This window comes from Devosia sp. A449 (assembly GCF_054489375.1).
On the sequence record NZ_JBTMWU010000002.1, the window covers coordinates 567,233 to 584,744 of the forward strand.

At 64.0% G+C, this 17,512-nt stretch carries 12 protein-coding genes; 7 read left to right on the forward strand and 5 right to left on the reverse strand.

Going from position 1 to position 17,512, the window contains the following annotated elements; translation table 11 throughout:
- Window positions 1-131: 131 nt before the first annotated feature.
- Window positions 132-566: a DUF1801 domain-containing protein gene (locus ACX3OW_RS08640; RefSeq protein WP_459095345.1), complete on the reverse strand. Its 435-nt coding sequence runs from the start codon at window positions 564-566 to the stop codon at window positions 132-134.
- 91 nt (window positions 567-657) lie between these two features.
- Between ACX3OW_RS08640 and folD the strand changes: the two genes are divergently transcribed.
- The gene (folD, locus tag ACX3OW_RS08645) at window positions 658-1,560 is read left to right on the forward strand and encodes a bifunctional methylenetetrahydrofolate dehydrogenase/methenyltetrahydrofolate cyclohydrolase FolD (protein ID WP_459095346.1); all 903 of its coding nucleotides are present in this window, start codon (window positions 658-660) and stop codon (window positions 1,558-1,560) included.
- A complete protein-coding gene (locus ACX3OW_RS08650) occupies window positions 1,557-2,105 on the forward strand; it encodes a DUF1643 domain-containing protein (RefSeq protein ID WP_459095347.1) in 549 nt (182 codons plus the stop codon). Before folD ends, ACX3OW_RS08650 begins: the two co-directional genes overlap by 4 nt.
- A gap of 298 nt (window positions 2,106-2,403) precedes the next feature.
- On the opposite strand, the gene ACX3OW_RS08655 is transcribed toward ACX3OW_RS08650, so the two are convergent.
- Window positions 2,404-5,127 (reverse strand): Rne/Rng family ribonuclease, encoded by a 2,724-nt coding sequence (locus ACX3OW_RS08655; protein WP_459095348.1) that lies wholly within the window; start codon window positions 5,125-5,127, stop codon window positions 2,404-2,406.
- Between the two features lie 643 nt (window positions 5,128-5,770).
- Between ACX3OW_RS08655 and ACX3OW_RS08660 the strand changes: the two genes are divergently transcribed.
- The 3 genes from ACX3OW_RS08660 (at window position 5,771) to ACX3OW_RS08670 (ending at window position 10,205) form a co-directional block, all read left to right on the forward strand.
- The gene (locus ACX3OW_RS08660; protein WP_459095349.1) at window positions 5,771-7,000 is read left to right on the forward strand and encodes an N-acetylmuramoyl-L-alanine amidase; all 1,230 of its coding nucleotides are present in this window, start codon (window positions 5,771-5,773) and stop codon (window positions 6,998-7,000) included.
- Between the two features lie 182 nt (window positions 7,001-7,182).
- Window positions 7,183-9,711: a penicillin-binding protein 1A gene (locus ACX3OW_RS08665; RefSeq protein ID WP_459095350.1), complete on the forward strand. Its 2,529-nt coding sequence runs from the start codon at window positions 7,183-7,185 to the stop codon at window positions 9,709-9,711.
- Window positions 9,711-10,205, forward strand: a complete 495-nt coding sequence (locus ACX3OW_RS08670; RefSeq protein WP_459095351.1) for a peptide deformylase — start codon at window positions 9,711-9,713, stop codon at window positions 10,203-10,205. The genes ACX3OW_RS08665 and ACX3OW_RS08670 overlap by 1 nt, the downstream gene beginning before the upstream one ends.
- 39 nt (window positions 10,206-10,244) lie before the next feature.
- Here the strand turns inward: ACX3OW_RS08670 and ACX3OW_RS08675 are convergent, their stop codons facing one another.
- A complete protein-coding gene (locus tag ACX3OW_RS08675; RefSeq protein ID WP_459095352.1) occupies window positions 10,245-10,718 on the reverse strand; it encodes a hypothetical protein in 474 nt (157 codons plus the stop codon).
- Between the two features lie 132 nt (window positions 10,719-10,850).
- Between ACX3OW_RS08675 and prfB the strand changes: the two genes are divergently transcribed.
- Window positions 10,851-11,973 (forward strand): peptide chain release factor 2 gene (gene prfB, locus ACX3OW_RS08680; protein ID WP_459095353.1). Its coding sequence is split into 2 segments (ribosomal slippage): window positions 10,851-10,919 and window positions 10,921-11,973, totalling 1,122 coding nucleotides; the frame shifts between segments, so codons are not numbered across the junction.
- 184 nt (window positions 11,974-12,157) lie between these two features.
- Here prfB and ACX3OW_RS08685 read toward each other — a convergent pair.
- Both ACX3OW_RS08685 and ACX3OW_RS08690 read right to left on the reverse strand, forming a co-directional pair.
- A complete protein-coding gene (locus ACX3OW_RS08685) occupies window positions 12,158-13,294 on the reverse strand; it encodes a M23 family metallopeptidase (RefSeq protein WP_459095354.1) in 1,137 nt (378 codons plus the stop codon).
- A gap of 65 nt (window positions 13,295-13,359) precedes the next feature.
- Window positions 13,360-13,848: a peroxiredoxin gene (locus ACX3OW_RS08690; protein ID WP_459095355.1), complete on the reverse strand. Its 489-nt coding sequence runs from the start codon at window positions 13,846-13,848 to the stop codon at window positions 13,360-13,362.
- Between the two features lie 249 nt (window positions 13,849-14,097).
- On the opposite strand from ACX3OW_RS08690, the gene ACX3OW_RS08695 reads away from it, so the two are divergent.
- Complete coding sequence (locus ACX3OW_RS08695; protein ID WP_459095356.1) at window positions 14,098-17,475, forward strand: hypothetical protein; 3,378 nt, start codon at window positions 14,098-14,100, stop codon at window positions 17,473-17,475.
- Window positions 17,476-17,512: the final 37 nt, after the last annotated feature.

Here is a 17,512-nt window from a genome sequence, read left to right on the forward strand (position 1 = left end):
CAAGCGACCCATGCAAACCGGTGAGCGAGGAACGATGTGCTGGCCGCTTGTCCCCCAAGCCCTCAACAGCGCGGTTGGCCGACGTTCCCCAGACCGCAATGGCAGCAATGCCATTGCGGTCTTTTTTCTTTTCACGGATCGGGATAGGTCGCGCGCAATACGCGCACCGAGATTTCGCTCAGCTCGCGCACCACCTCAATGTCGATATCGCTGAGCCGCTTGATGTAGAGACAGGCCTTACCCATGCGGTGCTTGCCCAGCCGCGCCAGCAGCGCATCGCGGCGCTCGGTCTCCTCGGGGAAATAGCAGCCCATCAGATAGAGGCTGAATTCGGCTTTGCGCGGCGCGAAGCCGATGAGGAAGGCGTCACCCTCATGGCCGGTGGGGTATTTATAGTGGTAGCGCCCGAAGCCGATCATGCTGCCCCATAGCACGGGTGGCTCGCCGCTGACCTGCTGCATCAGGGCGATCAAGGCATAGCTGTCGGAGCGTTTGACCGGGTCCGGCACGGCTGCCAGAAATTCATCGACATCGCCGGTATCAGCCTGGGTCTTCTGTTTATACATGGCCGCTCCGCGTGCTGTTTGCTCCAAGACGGTAGACGAAGCCCGCCGTCTTTTCTATTGCTGCGCCACGTTGCAGCATCAGGAGGTTTCCATGACGGCCAAGATCATCGACGGCAAGGGTTTTGCCGAGGGACTGCGGACCCGCGTCGCCGGCCATGTGAGCCGCCTCAAGGCCGAACATGGCATTACCCCGGGCCTCGCCGTGGTGATTGTCGGGCACGACCCGGCCAGCCAAGTCTATGTGACCAACAAGGCCAAGCAGACCGCCGAAGTGGGCATGGCCTCGTTCAAATATGAGCTGGCCGAAAATGTCAGCGAAGCCGAATTGCTGGAGCTGGTTCGGCGCTTGAACAGCGACGAGCAAGTGCATGGCATTCTTGTGCAATTGCCGCTTCCGGCCCATATCGATTCCATCAAGGTGATCGAGGCCATCGTGCCGTCCAAGGATGTCGACTGCTTCACCCCCGCCAATGTCGGCAAGGTGCAGATCGGGTTGCCGGGGCCGGTCTCCTGCACGCCATTGGGCTGTCTGATGCTGCTGCGCGATCAGCTGGGTTCGCTGGCCGGGCTCAATGCGGTGATCATCGGCCGCTCCAATCTGGTCGGCAAGCCGATGATGCAACTGCTGCTGCGCGAGAACTGCACCGTCACCGTCGCCCATTCCAAGACGCAGAATCTGGCGGACGTGGTGCGCGGCGCCGATATCGTGGTTGCCGCGGTTGGCCGCCCCGAGATGATAAAGGGCGACTGGATCAAGCCGGGCGCCACGGTGATCGATGTGGGCATCAATCGCGTGCCGGCGCCGGACAAGGGCGAGGGCAAGACGCGGCTGGTGGGCGATGTGGAGTTCGCTACGGCCAAGGACGTCGCGGGCGCCATTACGCCGGTGCCAGGCGGCGTCGGGCCGATGACCATTGCGTGCCTGCTGGCCAATACGATCACCACCGCCTCGCTGATCCACGGCCTGGTGCCGCCGAGCGATCTGACGGCATGAGCCTTGAGGCGCATGACCCTGGCGGCAAAGTCCGGCTGAAACTGATGCCGGGCGTCAATGGCGACGCGGTGATGAGCCAAGATGGCCGTCACCGCCAGCTGATGCGGCGCTGGACCGGCGAGCGCTTCCCCGAGCGTTATGTGCTGTTTATCGGCATGAACCCCAGCACCGCCGACGCCACGGTCAACGACCCCACCTGCGCCCGCGAATGGACTTTTGCCAATCGCGAAGGTTATGCGGCGATGGTCAAGGCCAATGTCGGCGATTATCGCGCCACCCACCCCAAGATGCTGCTCGAACCCGGCGTGGTGGCGGTGTCCGACGCCAATCTGCCAGCGATCCTCCAGGCAGCGGCGGGAGCCGATCTGGTGGTGCTGTGCCACGGCAAGCTCAACAAGGCGCTGGCGCCGGCCGGGGCGGCGTTGGTGGCGGCATTGCGCGGCGATGGCGTGGGGCTGTGGTGCTTCGGTACCAATGGTGATGGCTCGCCCAAGCATCCGCTGTATTTGCGGGCGGATACGCCGCTGGTGCGGTTCGAGGGGTAGGATTGTCCGCAGGGGCGTGTGGTGTCCGGCAATCGCACCCCTCACCCTAACCCTCTCCCCGGCGGGGCGAGGGGATTTGGCCGGTGGCCAAACACACATCTCGCCCCACCCCACGATGTCACCCCGGCCTTGAGCCGGGGCCCATCCTCGGATCGCGCCGGTGGATTCATCTCAGGATGGGTCCCGGCTCAAGGCCGGGATGACACCGCGTTTGGGACGGGTGAGGGGGCTCGCCGCAAGCGCCACGCGCTCCACTCAGATCAAAAAAAAGGCGGCCCGGAGGCCGCCTTTGGTGTTTCTAGCCTAGACCGAGGCGGCGCTGCCACCAGCCGGCTTTCTTCTTCGGCTCGGGCTGCTCCTCGCCTTCGGCTTCCGCCTTGGGGGCGGCGCTGGAGGTCACGACAACCCCCTCGGCCGGCAGTTCCTTCTTGGCGCGGCGCGGCTTGGGCGCTTCGGCCTCGTCAGCGGGTGTTGCCTCAGCCTGTGCAGCCGCAACCGGTGCGGTCTCAGCTGGCGCAGCTGCAACCGGAGCCGCCTTGGGGGCAGCCGGCCGGCGGGCTGGGGCCTTGGCGACGGGCGCGGCAGCTTCAGTCACCGAGTCAGCCGGAGCGGCTTCAGCGGTTTCGGCCTTGGGCTTGCGAGCCCGCGGCTTGCGCTTGGGCTTTTCCTCAGCGGCAGGCGCTTCGGCTTCAGCGTCGGCATCAGCCTCGGGCACTGCTGCGACCGGAGCCGATTCCAGCGGTGCGGACTCAGCGGTCTCTTCCACCTTCTTGCGACGGGTGCGCTTGGGCTTTTCGGCCGGAGCGTCGGCGGCGACCGGTTCGAGTTTGGCCACTTCAGGCGCAGCCTCGACGGCAACCGCTTCGGTCTCGGTGACCGTTACGCTGTCGTCCGACGTTGCGGCATTGGTGCCGGTCTCTTCACCATCGCGACGATTGCGGCGACCGCCACGGCGGCCCCGGCGACGGCGCTTGCGCGGCTCGTCATCGGACTGGGCATCGCCGGATGCCGGCGCGTCATTGCCCTCGTCGTCAGCGTCACCCTCGGCGTCGGCTTCGGTCTCGCTTTCGACGGCGACCGGAGCTGCAGCGCGCTGCGGCTGGGCGGTGGCGTCGTCGCTGCGTTCACCGCCACGACGGCGGCGACGGCGACGGCGACGGCCGTTTTCGCCTTCACCGGCTTCGGCGGGCTGCTCTTCGACTTCGGCCTCGACCTCGACTTCGTCGATCTCGTCCTCATCGGCGTCTTCGATGATGGCGCTATCAACCCGGACGTGCTCGGTGACGCGGGTGTCGGTGTAGGCCATGACGCGGGCTTCGCCCTTTTCGATGGCGAACTGGTGACCGGTCAACTTGCCGTCAGCGGTGATGGTGATCGACAGCTGATTGCGGATTTCCAGCGCGACCAGAGTCTCGCGCTTGAAGTTGAGGATGTAGAGCGCGACGTCGACCGGGACGCGGACGTTGATCGACTGGCCCTGGCGGCGCAGCACATGCTCCTCAATATGGCGCATGATCATCAGCGCCAGCGACTCGACCGAACGCACCAGCCCGGTGCCGTCGCAGATCGGGCACTTGTGGGTGGAGCTTTCGACGACGCCGAAGCGGATGCGCTGACGGCTCATTTCCATCAGGCCAAAGTGCGAAATGCGGCCAACCTGGATGCGGGCGCGGTCGTCCTTCAGGCAATCCTTGAGCTTGCGCTCGACGGCCCGGTTGGAGCGGTTCTCCATCATGTCGATGAAGTCGATGACGATCAGGCCGGCCAGATCGCGCAGGCGGAGCTGGCGGCTGACTTCCTCGGCGGCTTCCAGATTGGTCTGGAGCGCGGTGTCCTCGATATTGTGCTCCTTGGTGGAGCGGCCCGAGTTCACGTCGATGGAAACGAGCGCTTCAGTCGGGTTGATCACGATATAGCCGCCGGAGGGCAGGGTGACCGTGGGCGAGAACATCGAATCGAGCTGGGCTTCAATGCCATACTTGGAGAACAGCGGCTGATCATCCTTGTAGAGCTGCACGTTCTTGGCGTGGCTCGGCATGATCATGCGCATGAAGTCCTTGGCTTCGCGGTAGGCGTTGTCGCCCGCCACGAACACTTCATCGATGTCCTTGTTGTAGAGGTCGCGAATGGTCCGCTTGATCAGCGAGCCTTCCTCATAGACCAGGCACGGAGCCTGGCTCTTGAGCGTCAGCTCGCGCACGCTCTCCCACAGGCGCATCAGATATTCGAAGTCGCGCTTGACCTCGGCCTTGGTGCGCGAGGCGCCGGCGGTGCGCAAAATCACGCCCATGCCCTGCGGCACTTCCAGATCGGAGGTGATTTCCTTGAGGCGTTTGCGGTCGGCAGCGTTGGTGATCTTGCGCGAAATGCCGCCGCCACGGGCGGTATTGGGCATCAGCACCGAATAACGGCCAGCCAGCGACAGGTAGGTGGTGAGAGCCGCGCCCTTATTGCCGCGCTCTTCCTTGACCACCTGCACCAGCATCACCTGCCGGCGCTTGATGACTTCCTGGATCTTGTAGTGACGGCGATTATTGCTGGAACGACGACGCTCCGGCACTTCCTCAAGCGCGTCGGCGCCACCGATCGATTCGACCGGCTCGGAATTGACCGGGGCCTGTTCGATATGGCTGGCGTCGCCATCATCCTGCGGATCGGCGTCGGCGTCGGGCTCGGTGACGCCTTCCGGCAACGAGATCTCGTCGTCGTGGTGATCATCATGATGATCGTCCTCGGCCTCTTCGTCGCGCAGCAGGGCTTCGCGGTCGGCAACCGGGATCTGGTAATAGTCGGGGTGAATTTCGCTGAAGGCCAGGAAGCCATGGCGATTGCCGCCATATTCCACGAAGGCAGCCTGCAGCGACGGCTCAACGCGCGTTACCTTGGCGAGGTAGATATTGCCCCGCAGCTGGCGGCGCTGGGCCGATTCAAAGTCGAATTCCTCAAGGCGGTTACCCGCCGTAACGACAATCCGTGTTTCTTCCGGGTGGATGGCATCCACCAGCATTCTCTTGGTAGCCATAAAAGTGAACTCCGCGCGCTCGCGCGCCGACAAGAGGCCGCCGGATAGCCGGCATCCTTCTGGTGGCGCTGTGCGAGGCGAATGGTTTGGGGGGATTGGCGCGCAGAAGCTCTGCCTTGAGCGCGCGGGTATGTATGGTCACGGCCGGAAGATGCAGCGTGGCAAAACGGCAATCGGTAATCTCGATCGCGTCGCGTTCTGTCCGCTTGCGGGCCATCTGACCTCTTCCTATTGGGTTGCCTGACATCCAGGGATGAATGGCAACCGTCCGGTCCAGGGGGACCGAAATTTGTCGCGAAGCGCAGGATTTGCCGCTTCTGAACCAGTCTTCGGGGAATTTTCTCCGCCCCGTTGGCTGGCCACCTCCCGCGCCGCTGTCATTTGCCCGAGGGGCAACATAAAACTGGTTCCGCAAGAAGCATGCGCCTCCTGTTTAGCGTGTAGGGATGTTGCATCAGAATGGCAACAGGAAAGTCAAAATCGACACGCTCAAACCATTGTGTCGGAGGTTGTGTCGGGCGTTCTTGGCCCGCTGTGCAAATCATCGCATAAGAGCCGACGCGCCGTAGAATCGCCCGATCCGGGTGGCACAGGGCGCTGACAAGAATATGGGGCCGGTCTGCGCTTGTTGAAATCCCTTCGTTTGCTTGTTCTTCAGCTGGTGGTCGCCTGCGCTGTGCTTGGCGCGGTGCAGGCCCAGGACGTGCCCGCCGACGCTGCGCCGGTGGCGACGGCGCCGATTGCGCTGCCCAATGTCATGGATGTGCGCGTCTCGGCCACGCCGGAGCGGGCGCGGCTGGTGATCGATCTGGCGGACCGGACCGAATTCGCGCTGGTGTCGCTGAGCGACCCCGATCGGCTGGCCATCGATGTGCGGGCGGCGACCCTGTCGGTGCCGGAGCCGAATGGCGAACCGGCGGGCGAGGGCATGATTGCCGATTATCAGGTGGAGCAGGCGGCGCCCGACCGGGTGCGCACCACGCTGGTGCTGTCTGCGCCCGCACAGGTGCAGCAGGCCTATGTGCTCGATCCGTTCGAGGATCAGCCGGCCCGGCTGGTGGTGGATATCATCCCGGCGACGGCTGACGAATTTGCCGCCAATGTGGCGCGCGACCTGGCCGGCACGGTAGCGCCGGTCGCGACGGCGCCGACACCCGCCGGCGGCTCGGAACTGCCCATTGCGACGCGCCCGCTGGTGGTTATCGACCCCGGTCATGGCGGCATCGACAGCGGCGCGGAGACGGCGACGGGCATCAGGGAAAAGGACATCGTGCTGGCCTTTGCGCTGCGCCTGCAAGAATTGCTGGTGGGCTCGGGGCGCTTCGATGTGGCGCTGACCCGGCAGGACGATACTTTTCTGCGACTGGAGGAACGCGTGGCGCTGGCGCGGACCAACAAGGCTGATCTGTTCATCTCGATCCATGCCGACAGCTTCCAGCAGCCCGAAATCCGGGGCGCCAGCGTCTATACCAGGGACGAGAAGGCCACCGATGTGCTCGACAAGGTGCTGGCCGATAGCGAGAACAAGACCGACGTGATCGCCGGCTTCGCCATGCCGCAAATGGCGCCTGCCGTAGTGGATATCCTGCTCGATCTGATGCGGCGCGAAATGCGGCATCTCTCGTTCATGGCGGCACAGGCCATCGTGCATCAACTGGAGCCGAGCGTCGAACTGCGCCGCTTCCCAGTGCGGCAGGCCGATTTCTTCGTGCTGCAGGCGCCTGATGTGCCGTCGGTGCTGGTGGAACTGGGGTTTTTATCCAACGCCGACGACATGGCCAATCTGCTGCAGGGCCAATGGCAGGACCGTACCGCCGACGCGCTGGCGCGGGGCATTTCCACCTATTTCGACAGCCTGGCCCCCGACGAGTGATGTGATAATTCCGTCACGGGCTGCGCCAAGCGCCGGGTAACGCTCTGTCATGTCGGGCTTTTGATCCACTTTCGGGTCGCTGTCTGGTATGATTCTGCGGTGTGTCGGGCGCGCTCCGCAGGCGCCGCGTCGGATGGTTTTCGGCGGGCCGACGCTGGTCCGCCGCCGGAGAGAATGACTATATGCTGCGCTTGCTCGGCTGGATTTTTGGCTTTGGGATGTTCTTGGCGCTCGCCGGAATCGGCGTGGCGGCGGTGTATCTGACCTCGGTCGCCGCCCAATTGCCCGACTATACCGTGCTCAAGGACTACCAGCCGCCGGTGACGACGCGCGTGCATGCCGCCGATGGGGCGCTGCTGGCCGAATTCGCCCGCGAGCGCCGGCTGTTCCAGCCGATCGAAACCATGCCGCCGCTGCTGATCGAGGCGTTCCTGTCGGCCGAGGACAAGGAATTCTACAATCACGGTGGCATTTCCATCGATGGGGTGGTCCGCGCATTGCGCGACAATCTGCTGGCGCGGATGGATGGCAATTCGGCGATTCAGGGTGGCGGTTCCTCGATCACCCAGCAGGTCGCCAAGAATTTCCTGCTGACCAGCGAGCAGACCTGGGACCGCAAGATTCAGGAAGCGCTGCTGGCGATCCGGATTGAATCGACCTTCTCCAAGGACAAGATTCTCGAGCTGTATCTCAACGAGATTTTCATGGGCACGGTGGGCGGCCAGACCTATGGCGTGGCGGCGGCGGCGCTCAACTACTTCGACAAGGCGCTGTATCAGCTGACGCTGTCGGAAGTGGCTTATCTCGCCGCGCTCCCCAAGGGCGCCAATAATTACCATCCGTTCCGCAATCCCAAAGCTGCTGTCGAACGCCGCAACTGGGTGCTCGATAGGATGCAGGAGAATGGCTACGTCACCCCCGAAGAGGTGGCGGAGGCCCGCGAGGAGCCGCTGACCGTGGTGCCGCGCGCTTCGGGCAATCGGCTGTATTCGGCCGGCTATTTCACCGAGGAAGTGCGCCGCGAGCTGGCCAAGCTCTATGGCGAGGACCAGCTCTATGGCGGTGGTTTATCGGTGCGCACCACGCTTGATCCCAAGCTGCAGGAATATGCCCGCAAGGCGGTGATGGACGGGCTGATCGCCTTTGACCACACCAAGGGGTTCCGCGAGCCGGTGGCAAGCATCGAAATCGGCGAGGATTGGGGTCTGGATGTCGCCAAGGTCATCCCGCTGAATGACGTGCCCGAATGGCAGCTGGCGGTGGTGCTCGAGGTCGGGAGCAATGAGGCCCATATTGGCCTGCGCCCCGAAATCGTCGCCGGCGGCGGTGTCGCGGAAGCACGGCTGGAAGGCACATTGTCCGGCCCGGAAATCAAATGGGTTTCCAAGCCGGTGCAGGACATCCTTAAAGTGGGGGATGTGGTCTATGTCTCGCCGGTTGCGGGCAAGGATGGCATCTATACGCTCGAGCAAATCCCCGAAATCGAAGGCGCGCTGGTGGCGATGGACCCGCGCACCGGCCGCGTGCTGTCGATGGTCGGCGGCTTCTCCTACGCGTTGAGCGAGTTCAATCGCGCCACCCAGGCGCTGCGCCAGCCCGGCTCGTCATTCAAGCCCATCGTCTATGCGGCAGCGCTGGACAATGGCTATACGCCGGCCTCGGTGGTGCTGGATGCGCCGGTGGAGATCCGCAATGCCGATGGCTCGATCTGGCGGCCGGAAAACTACGCGCAGCAGTTTTATGGCCCGCAGACGCTGCGGCGCGGCATCGAGCGCAGTCGTAACGTCATGACGGTGCGGCTGGCTCGGGATATCGGCATGCCGCTGGTGGCCGAATATGCCAAGATGTTCGGCGTCTACGACACCATGCAGCCAGTGCTGGCGATGGCGCTGGGGGCCGGCGAAACCACCGATATGCGGATGACCGCCGCCTATGCCACCATTGCCAACGGCGGCCGCAAGATCGTGCCGACGCTGATCGACCGGATTCAGGATCGCTATGGCGCCACCGTCTATAAGCACGACCAGCGCCTTTGCCAGGGCTGCGTCGCCGAGGGCTGGAGCGGGCAGGGCGAGCCGCTGATCGTCGACAATCGCGAGCAGGTGCTCGATCCGATGACGGCCTACCAGATCACCTCGATGATGGAAGGCGTGGTGCAGCGCGGCACCGGCACCGGCGCCAAGGGGCTCAACCGCCCGGTGGCCGGCAAGACCGGCACCACCAATGACTACAAGGACGCCTGGTTCGTCGGCTTTACCCCGGAATTGGTGGTTGGCGTCTATGTCGGCTACGACCAGCCGCGCTCGATGGGCAGCTCGGTGACCGGCGGCAGCTTTGCCGTGCCGATTTTTACCGAATTCATGGCCAAGGCGCTCGCCGGCAAGCCGCCGACGCCGTTCAACGTGCCGCCCGGCATGAGCACGGCCTGGATCAACCCCAATTCCGGCGTCAAAGCCTTCGAGGGCGAGGCGGCGATTGAGGAAGCGTTCAAGCCCGGCACCGGGCCGAACCAGATGACCTCGGTGATCGGCGTCGACGTCAATGCCTATGATGCCGCCCTGCGCCAGCAGCAGATGCAGCAGCAATATGACTCGGGCTTTGCGCCGCAGCAGGGCACGCCGCAGCCGCAAACCGACGGCAATCGCCTGGTCTATGATCAGAATACCGGCCAGTGGGTGCAGCCCAATCTCGGGCGTGGCGGGCTGTTCTAGTGGGTGATTTCGTCGTCTATCCCGACGCCGCTTTGAGCCAGTGCGCACCGGCCCGGCCGGTCGATGCGGCCATGCTGGGGGCTGGGGAAGCTTTGCTCGCCGCCACGCGAGAAGCGCAGGCCTATGGTCTGGCGGCGGCGCATCTGGGCCTTGCCGAACCGCTGGTGGTGATCAGTGTGGCGACGGAGCTGAGCCAGCGCGACTATCGCGTGCTGTATAACCCCGAAATCATCCAGACCGCCGACGAGACGGCTGCTGGCATGGAGGGCTCGGTATCGCTGCCGGGCATCGAGGTTCCGGTGTTGCGGCCGATCTGGGCCGAGATCGCCTATTATGACGCCGATGGCGTGCGCCAGCAGCAGCGCTTCGATGGGTTTGTCGCCCGCGTCGCCCAGCATGAGATCGAGCAGATGAATGGCGTGTTCTTTCTCTCCCGGGTCTCGCGCATCAAGCGGGACACGGCCCTGCGTAAATTCGCTAAGTCGCAGCGCTAATAGAGGGGCCCGCGCCGTGGGCGCAGACCCGTAGTGGCGTCAGCCTCCCGGCATCACCGGCACGAAGACGAAATAGGGTGTCTTCGGGGTTTCGCCCGGCGGCACATAGCTGGGGGCAGGTTCGCCCGGCTCGCCCAGCGAGATGATATATTGGTGCAGCGAGCGGAGCTCGGACTCGTCGAGCACATGCACGTTGAACCAGGGCATGGGCGGCCGCGCCTCGAACGTCTGCAGATAGGTGACGAACTCGTCTTCCGAATATTTGGCGGCGACCAGACGCAGATTAGCGGCATAGGTGGTGCCCCAGGGGCCCTGGTAACCCACCGGGCTACCGATCAGCGCCATGGCGGGGTCCAGCACGCCATTGGCCTCGCCAAAGCCGGGGGTATGACAATCGTGACAGCCCCCGATCTTGGAAATCCGCTCCCCTTTGGCGACAGACACGTCCTGCGCCAGCGCGATTGATCCCATAGCCAGGACGGTCGCGCCGACGGTAATCAGTCTTGCAAACATGATTATACCTCCTCACAGGCGGGACGGATAATAGATCGGCGCCGAAGCGACGACAATGACATGCTGATGGGGCGGGTTGATCCCACTCTCCCGGTCCGCTAAACGGAGCGCCGTTACTGAAGGAATTGTCCAATGCGTACGGAAATCGAAAAGACCGTCGCCGAAATCGAGCAGGTTTTGACCCTGCTGAGGAGGCATCTTTGACTGGGATACTGCAGAACTTCGCCTCGACGCGCTGAACGCGCAGACTGAATCCCCCGATTTCTGGAATGATCCGGAAAAGGCCCGCGGCGCCATGCGCGACCGCGATGAACTCGACGTCGCGGTCAAAACCGTGCGCGAGCTGGAAGCCGGCATCCGCGACAATGTCGAATTGATCGAGATGGGCGAAGCCGAAGGCGACGCCGCAATCGTCAAGGAAGCCGAGAATGCGCTGCTTGAACTCAAGCAATCGGCACGCCGTCGCCAGATCGAGACGCTGCTCTCGGGCGAAGTCGACGCTAATGACTGCTATGTCGAAATCCACTCCGGCGCCGGCGGCACCGAGAGCCAGGATTGGGCCAATATCCTGCTGCGCATGTACACCCGTTGGGCGGAACGGCGGAAGATGAAGGTCGAAGTCATCGAAATGCACGATGGCGAAGAGGCGGGTATCAAATCGGCGACCATCCTGATCAAGGGGCACAATGCCTATGGCTGGATGAAGACCGAGAGCGGCGTGCACCGGCTGGTGCGGATCAGCCCCTATGATTCGGCGGCGCGCCGCCACACCAGCTTCTCCAGCGTCTGGGTCTATCCGGTGGTCGATGACTCCATCGACATCGAAATCCGCGACGCCGACCTCAAGGTCGACACCTATCGCTCCTCGGGCGCCGGTGGCCAGCACGTCAACACCACCGACTCGGCCATCCGCATCACCCACGTGCCCACCGGCATCGTCGTGGCCTGCCAGCAGGAGCGCAGCCAGCACAAGAACCGGGCAACCGCCATGGCGATGCTGAAGTCGCGGCTCTACGAGGCCGAATTGCAGAAGCGCGAAGAGGCGGCCAACGCCCAGGCGTCGAGCAAGACCGATATCGGCTGGGGCCACCAGATCCGCAGCTACGTGATGCAGCCCTACCAGATGGTCAAGGACCTGCGCACCGCCGTCGAAAGCGGCCAGCCGGCTTTGGTGCTGGATGGTGATCTGGATGAATTCATGGAAGCCGCATTGGCCCAGCGTGTTGGTGTCGCCACGGATGTCGTGTCGGATTAATCGAAGCTGGTGGGCCGGTGTGCTTGGCCCCACCCCACCCCACCCTCATTCCCTCCCCATCAAGGGGAGGGAGGCGCAGGTTGAGATGGCTGTGTTCATCGTCTCCCTCCCCCTTGTGGGGAGGGATCAAGGGTGGGGGTGCCCCACGCACCGCCCTGCGGAGAGAGCCGCCCACGGCCCAAAACTACCCCAGCAGCGCCAGCAGGCGCTTGCCGGCTTCGAGGAAGGCCTTGGGGTTGATCGGGTTGTCGGCCTTGCGCACTTCGAAATGCAGATGCGGGCCGGTGGAGCGGCCGGTGGAGCCGACCTTGGCGATAGGCGTGCCGGTATTGACCGCCTGGCCTTCGGCGCTGAGATAGCCGGAGAGATGGGCATAGCGGCTGATCAGCCCGTTGGCATGGGTGACTTCCACCACCTTGCCATAGCCTGACTTGGTGCCGACAAAGCTCACCACGCCCTTGCCGGCGCTGAACACCGTGGTGCCGCTTGGGGCGGCGAAATCGAGCCCCGAATGGAAAGCCCGGCCACCGGTGAACGGATCGGTGCGGTTGCCGAAGGTGGAACTCTGGCGAAAGCTGCCGGTGATCGGCATGTGGATCGGCGCGCCGTCGATACTGTCGCGCGCCACCTTGTAGCGCATCAGCGCCGCCATCACGGCATTGGCGTCATCGATCATCGGGGATGGCTCGGCATCGTCCAGCGCCGCCAGCAGCGGGCCGCCGACGCCATCCAGTTGCGCCGGCAGGGATACGCGAATGCCGAGGCCGGACAGTTCGGAGACGATGCTGTCGGTCCGCGCGGTGGCGGTTTCGGCAATGGAGGTCATGGCGAACTGGGTTTCGCCCATCATCTGGGCCACGGCGGCGGCTGTCGCATTGATATCGGGATTGCCGCCCGGGGTAAGGGCGGCGGTGTCAGGGCTGGCCATCGGCATGGCGGCGACCGCCTCGATGCCCAATTCGCCGGCTTTGTCGACCAGCACGCGCACCAGCTGATGCTGTTCGAGCAGCACGTCCTGCTGCTGGGCCAGTTCCTGCAACTGCAAATTGATGTCGCCGGCCTGCGCATAGCTGCGCGAATGCAAGCGGTCCACTTCCACCCGCAACTGGGCGATGCGGTTTTCGTAAGCTTCGATGACCTGTTCGTTCTGGCCGCTCAGCAGCTTGGAAATATCGGGCGAGAACAGGACGGCAGTGCCGAGCAGGCCGTTGCCGGCCAGCAGCAGGGTGAACATGCCGTAGAACAGGGCAGGGTGGACGCCGGGACGGCTGGGCTTGGCAGCTCCGCTATCGGAGCGCCCGAAACTGGCCTGGTTACGCACGCAACATACCCCGTGACGCCGAAGAACATGGTGAGCGGAGTATGACCCGCCATGGTTAACAAAGGCTATTTGTGAGGCGTGTCAGCGACATGGAGCGCCAGGGCATCGAGCATTTTCTGGGCGTGGCCGAGAATGCGGGTGGCGCGGATGATGCGGGCGACACGGCCCTCTTCATCGATGATGAATGAGGTGCGGATCAGCCCCATGAACTCGCGGCCATAGAGCTTCTTGAGCTTCCACACGCCAAAGGCCTCGATGGCCACATGATCCGGGTCGGCAGCCAGCGGCAGTACCAGATTGTATTTCTTGCGGAATTTGAGGTGAGTGGCCACGGTGTCGGGCGAAATCCCGACCAGCCGGGCGCCCAGTTGCGCGAAGGCTTCGGCGCGTTCGGAGAATTCGCGATTCTCGTCGGTGCAGCCGCCCGAATCGTCCTCGGGATAGAAAAACAGCACCACGGGCCGGCCGCGCTCGGCCGCCAGATGGAAGCTGGAGCCGTCATCCAGGGGTAGCGTGAAGTCTGGAGCAATGTCGCCTTCGCTCAAATCCGGCATGGAACCTGTCCTCAACTGGGGTGCGTGCGCGATAATGTGGGTGTCAGTGCCATATTGCAGCCGGTATCATTGGGCAAGTGACCGCCTTATGCGGTTGATTCTTGGGGTGCCAGAAATACCGGCAAAGCCTCGTTCTGGAAGCAAGTGAGCGCGTCAATCTTTTCCGCAGACCCAGCTGTTCCGCCGTCTGCGTTGCGCAAACGGCCACCTGCCAGGCACGCGGCCAAGCTCGCCGTGTGGGTGCTTGGCGTGCCCGCTGTGCTGTCGCTCCTGCTCTATCTGGTGCTGCTGATCACGCCGGTTCGGCTGCCTTTTGGCGGCCAGGCCGTGCGCTCGCTGGTGCAGTCCGCCATGCCGGCCTCATCGAGCCTTGATCTCGGCGAAATGAACCTGGCGCTGGAAAACGGCGTCTGGCCCGTCCTCCAGTTTACGCCGGTGCTGTTCACCGATGGCAAGACCGGCGCCCGGGTGGCGGTGGATGCGCTGGAGGTGGGGTTTTCGCCGGCCAGGGCGCTGTTCGGCCAGCCCGGCGCCACCGTGACCATCGTCCGGCCGCATATCCAGATGGTGCAGGATTTGTTCGGCCCGCGCCTCACCAGTTTCCAGCTGGTCAATGATCCTGAAATCGGCGCGACGGTGCGGGTGCAGGAGGGCGAAGATGCGTTCCCCAGCGTCGGCATTGGCGCCAGCGGCATCGACGTCGCCGGCAGTGGTCAGGCCGTGCCGATGCGGTCGGATAATGACTGGCTGATCTATAATCTGGAAGCCAGCGAGCAGGGCATTGCCGATATCGTCGCCCAGGCGGCGCAGGGGCGCTTTTCCAAGCTGGTGATCCGCGATGGCAGTGTGGCCATCAACGATGCCGTCTATGGGTTGTTCCGGCGCTTCGACAAGATCAATTTCGAGATCGGCCCCACCCCTGACCGCCGCAATACCAATGGTACGTTCTCGGCCGTGCTGGGGGGCCGCAAGATGACCGGCAGCCTGTCGCGCACCGTCGATGACGCGGGCAATTCCCGGCTCGAAGCCGATGTCACCAATATCGACTTCGCCGCCTTCCTGCCCTTTATCGACGATCCCACCAGCATGGCGGCGATGCGGGGCGCTGGCGCGTTGTCCATGGATATCAATTTCGAGCCGGCCGGCGGCAAGCTGGTCGATGGCCGGTTCAAGATCGACCTGACCGGCCTCGATCTGCGCATCGCCGACGCCTATTTCCCCGTCGCCAGCTCGATCATGGATATCGACTGGGTGCCCGAGGCGGGCCAGTTCGTGCTCAATGAGGCGGCGCTGCAGATCGGCCAGAGTTTCGCCTATGTCTCGGGCGTCTTCGCCATGGGGCTTGATGCCACCTATGGCCCCACCATCGGCATTTCGCTGAAGGCGCGGGACGTAGTCCTCCACCCCAACGATATGGACGCGCCGGAAACGCCCTTCGACAGCATGGTGTTTTCCGGCTGGTCGGCGCCGCTCTATGGCGCCATGGGCATTGATCGCTTCATCGCCCGCAAGGGTGACGCGACCGTCGAAACCACCGGCCGCATCGATCTGCTACAGGCCGGCCTTGGGCTGGACATGACAGTGGCCGGGCAGGGCGTCAGTGCTGACGACCTCAAGCGCCTCTGGCCCTATGTCATGGGCGGCGAGAGCCGGGACTGGTTCGTGGCCAATGTCACGGCCGGCGAGGTGAAGCAGGCGCGCCTCGATTTCAAATTCCCGGTTGGCACCATGAGTCTGGAAGGCGAGGACAAGCCGATTCCCACGGGCGGCATGCAGATCGACATGATCGGCACCGGCGTCGCCATCAAGCCCACCGTCGAAATGGACCCGATCGCCATCGACGGCGAGAGCCGGCTGCAGATCGATGACGCCAATGTCGTCATCTCGGCGACGGGCGGGCGGCTGGACACGGCGGCCGGCACGATCCGCGTCCGCAATCCGGCGCTGGTGATGGATAATTCCAATCCGGCCGAGAATATCCTCGAAATTTCCGGCGATATTGCCGGGCCGATCCCGGCGCTGCTCGACCTGATCAAGACCCAGCAGCCCGAGGCGCTGGCCAGCGCGCAACTGCCCATCGATCTGGCCGCCATCACCGGCTCGGTCGATCTGGGGCTGGTCGCCACCATCAGCCTTGCCGATGAAGCGAGCGGCCGGCCAATGGATCTCGACTATGTGGTCAATGGCACGGTTTCCAATTTCGCCAGCACCCAGCCGATTCAGGAGCGTCACATCGGCAATGGCCAGCTGGCGTTCAGCGCTTCCCAGGATGGCTACCAGCTCGGCGGCACCGCGGAGATCGACGGCATGCCGGCCGAAATCGAGATTGCCGGCACCCCCACCACCGATCCGAGTTTCCGCCTGGCCTCGACCATTGACGTTGCCGAGCTGGCAAAGATGGGCTTTGACGCCTCCGAATTCCTCTCCGGCCGGGTGCGCTTCGTGGCCCAGCCCCTCGCCGATGGCGCGTTGCAGATGGCGGTGGACCTCAAGGATGCGGCGCTGACCATCAAGGATCTCGGCATTCGCAAGGCCGCCGGCACCTCAGGCACGCTGAGCGCGACCATCAAGCCGGGCGCGGACGTGACCGAGCTCACCAATATCGACCTGTCCTTCGGCACCGTCCGCGCCGTGGGCGGCATCACCTATCACGCGACCAAAGGCTTGCAGCAGGCCAATTTCAGCCAGTTCGGGCTCAGCTCCGGCGATAATGCCCAGCTGGTGATGACGCCCATAGATGGCGGCTATGCGGTGCGCGTCAGTGGCAGCCAGCTCGACCTCAAGCCGATGCTGCGCCAGTTCTTCGGGCTGGGCGAAGGGGTGGGCGGCGTGCAATCGACCCAGTTCGACCAGACCATCGCGCTCACCGTCAAACTGGATCGGGCGCTGGGCTACTACGCCACCACCGCCTTCAACGTTGATCTCGACCTGCTGCTGCGCGGCAGCGACATGCGCCGCGCCAATCTGACGGCGCAGTTCAGCGACGGCAACGCCATCTCGGTCACCACCAATCCGGCGCCGGATGGGCGCACCCTGTCGGTGGCCTTCAACGACGCCGGCACGATATTACGCCTGCTCGGGGTCTATTCCCAGCTCGCCGGCGGCACCGGCAGCCTGGTGCTGACGACGCACCGGGCGGCGGATGTGGAAGCCGGGCAGTTGGTGATGCGCGATTTCGCCATTGTCGATGAGGCTAATGTCGCCCAGGTGCTGGGCAATCATTCCAATTCGCGCGCCGCCATCGCCCAGCAGAACCGGCTGGATTTCGACGTGGCGGAGGTGGATTTCCAGCGCCGCTCTGACCGCGTGGAAGTGACCAATGCCATGCTGACCGGCGATACGGTGGGCGGCACCATGCGCGGCTTCATCTACACCAATCAGCGTCAATACGACCTGACCGGCACCTATGTACCGCTGTTCGGGCTGAATAATGCCTTCCAGCAGATCCCGCTGCTCGGCCCCTTGCTGGGCGGCCGCCAGGGCGAAGGGCTGGTCGGCGTGACCTTTGCCGTGCAGGGGCCGCTGGACAACCCCCAGTTCCGCATCAACCCGCTGTCCATTCTGGTGCCAGGAGCGTTCCGCGAATTGTTCGAGTTCCGGGCGAAGGAACAGCCGCGCGGGGAGTAGTATGCATCGGTCATACCGGGTGCTATAATGGCCGTTC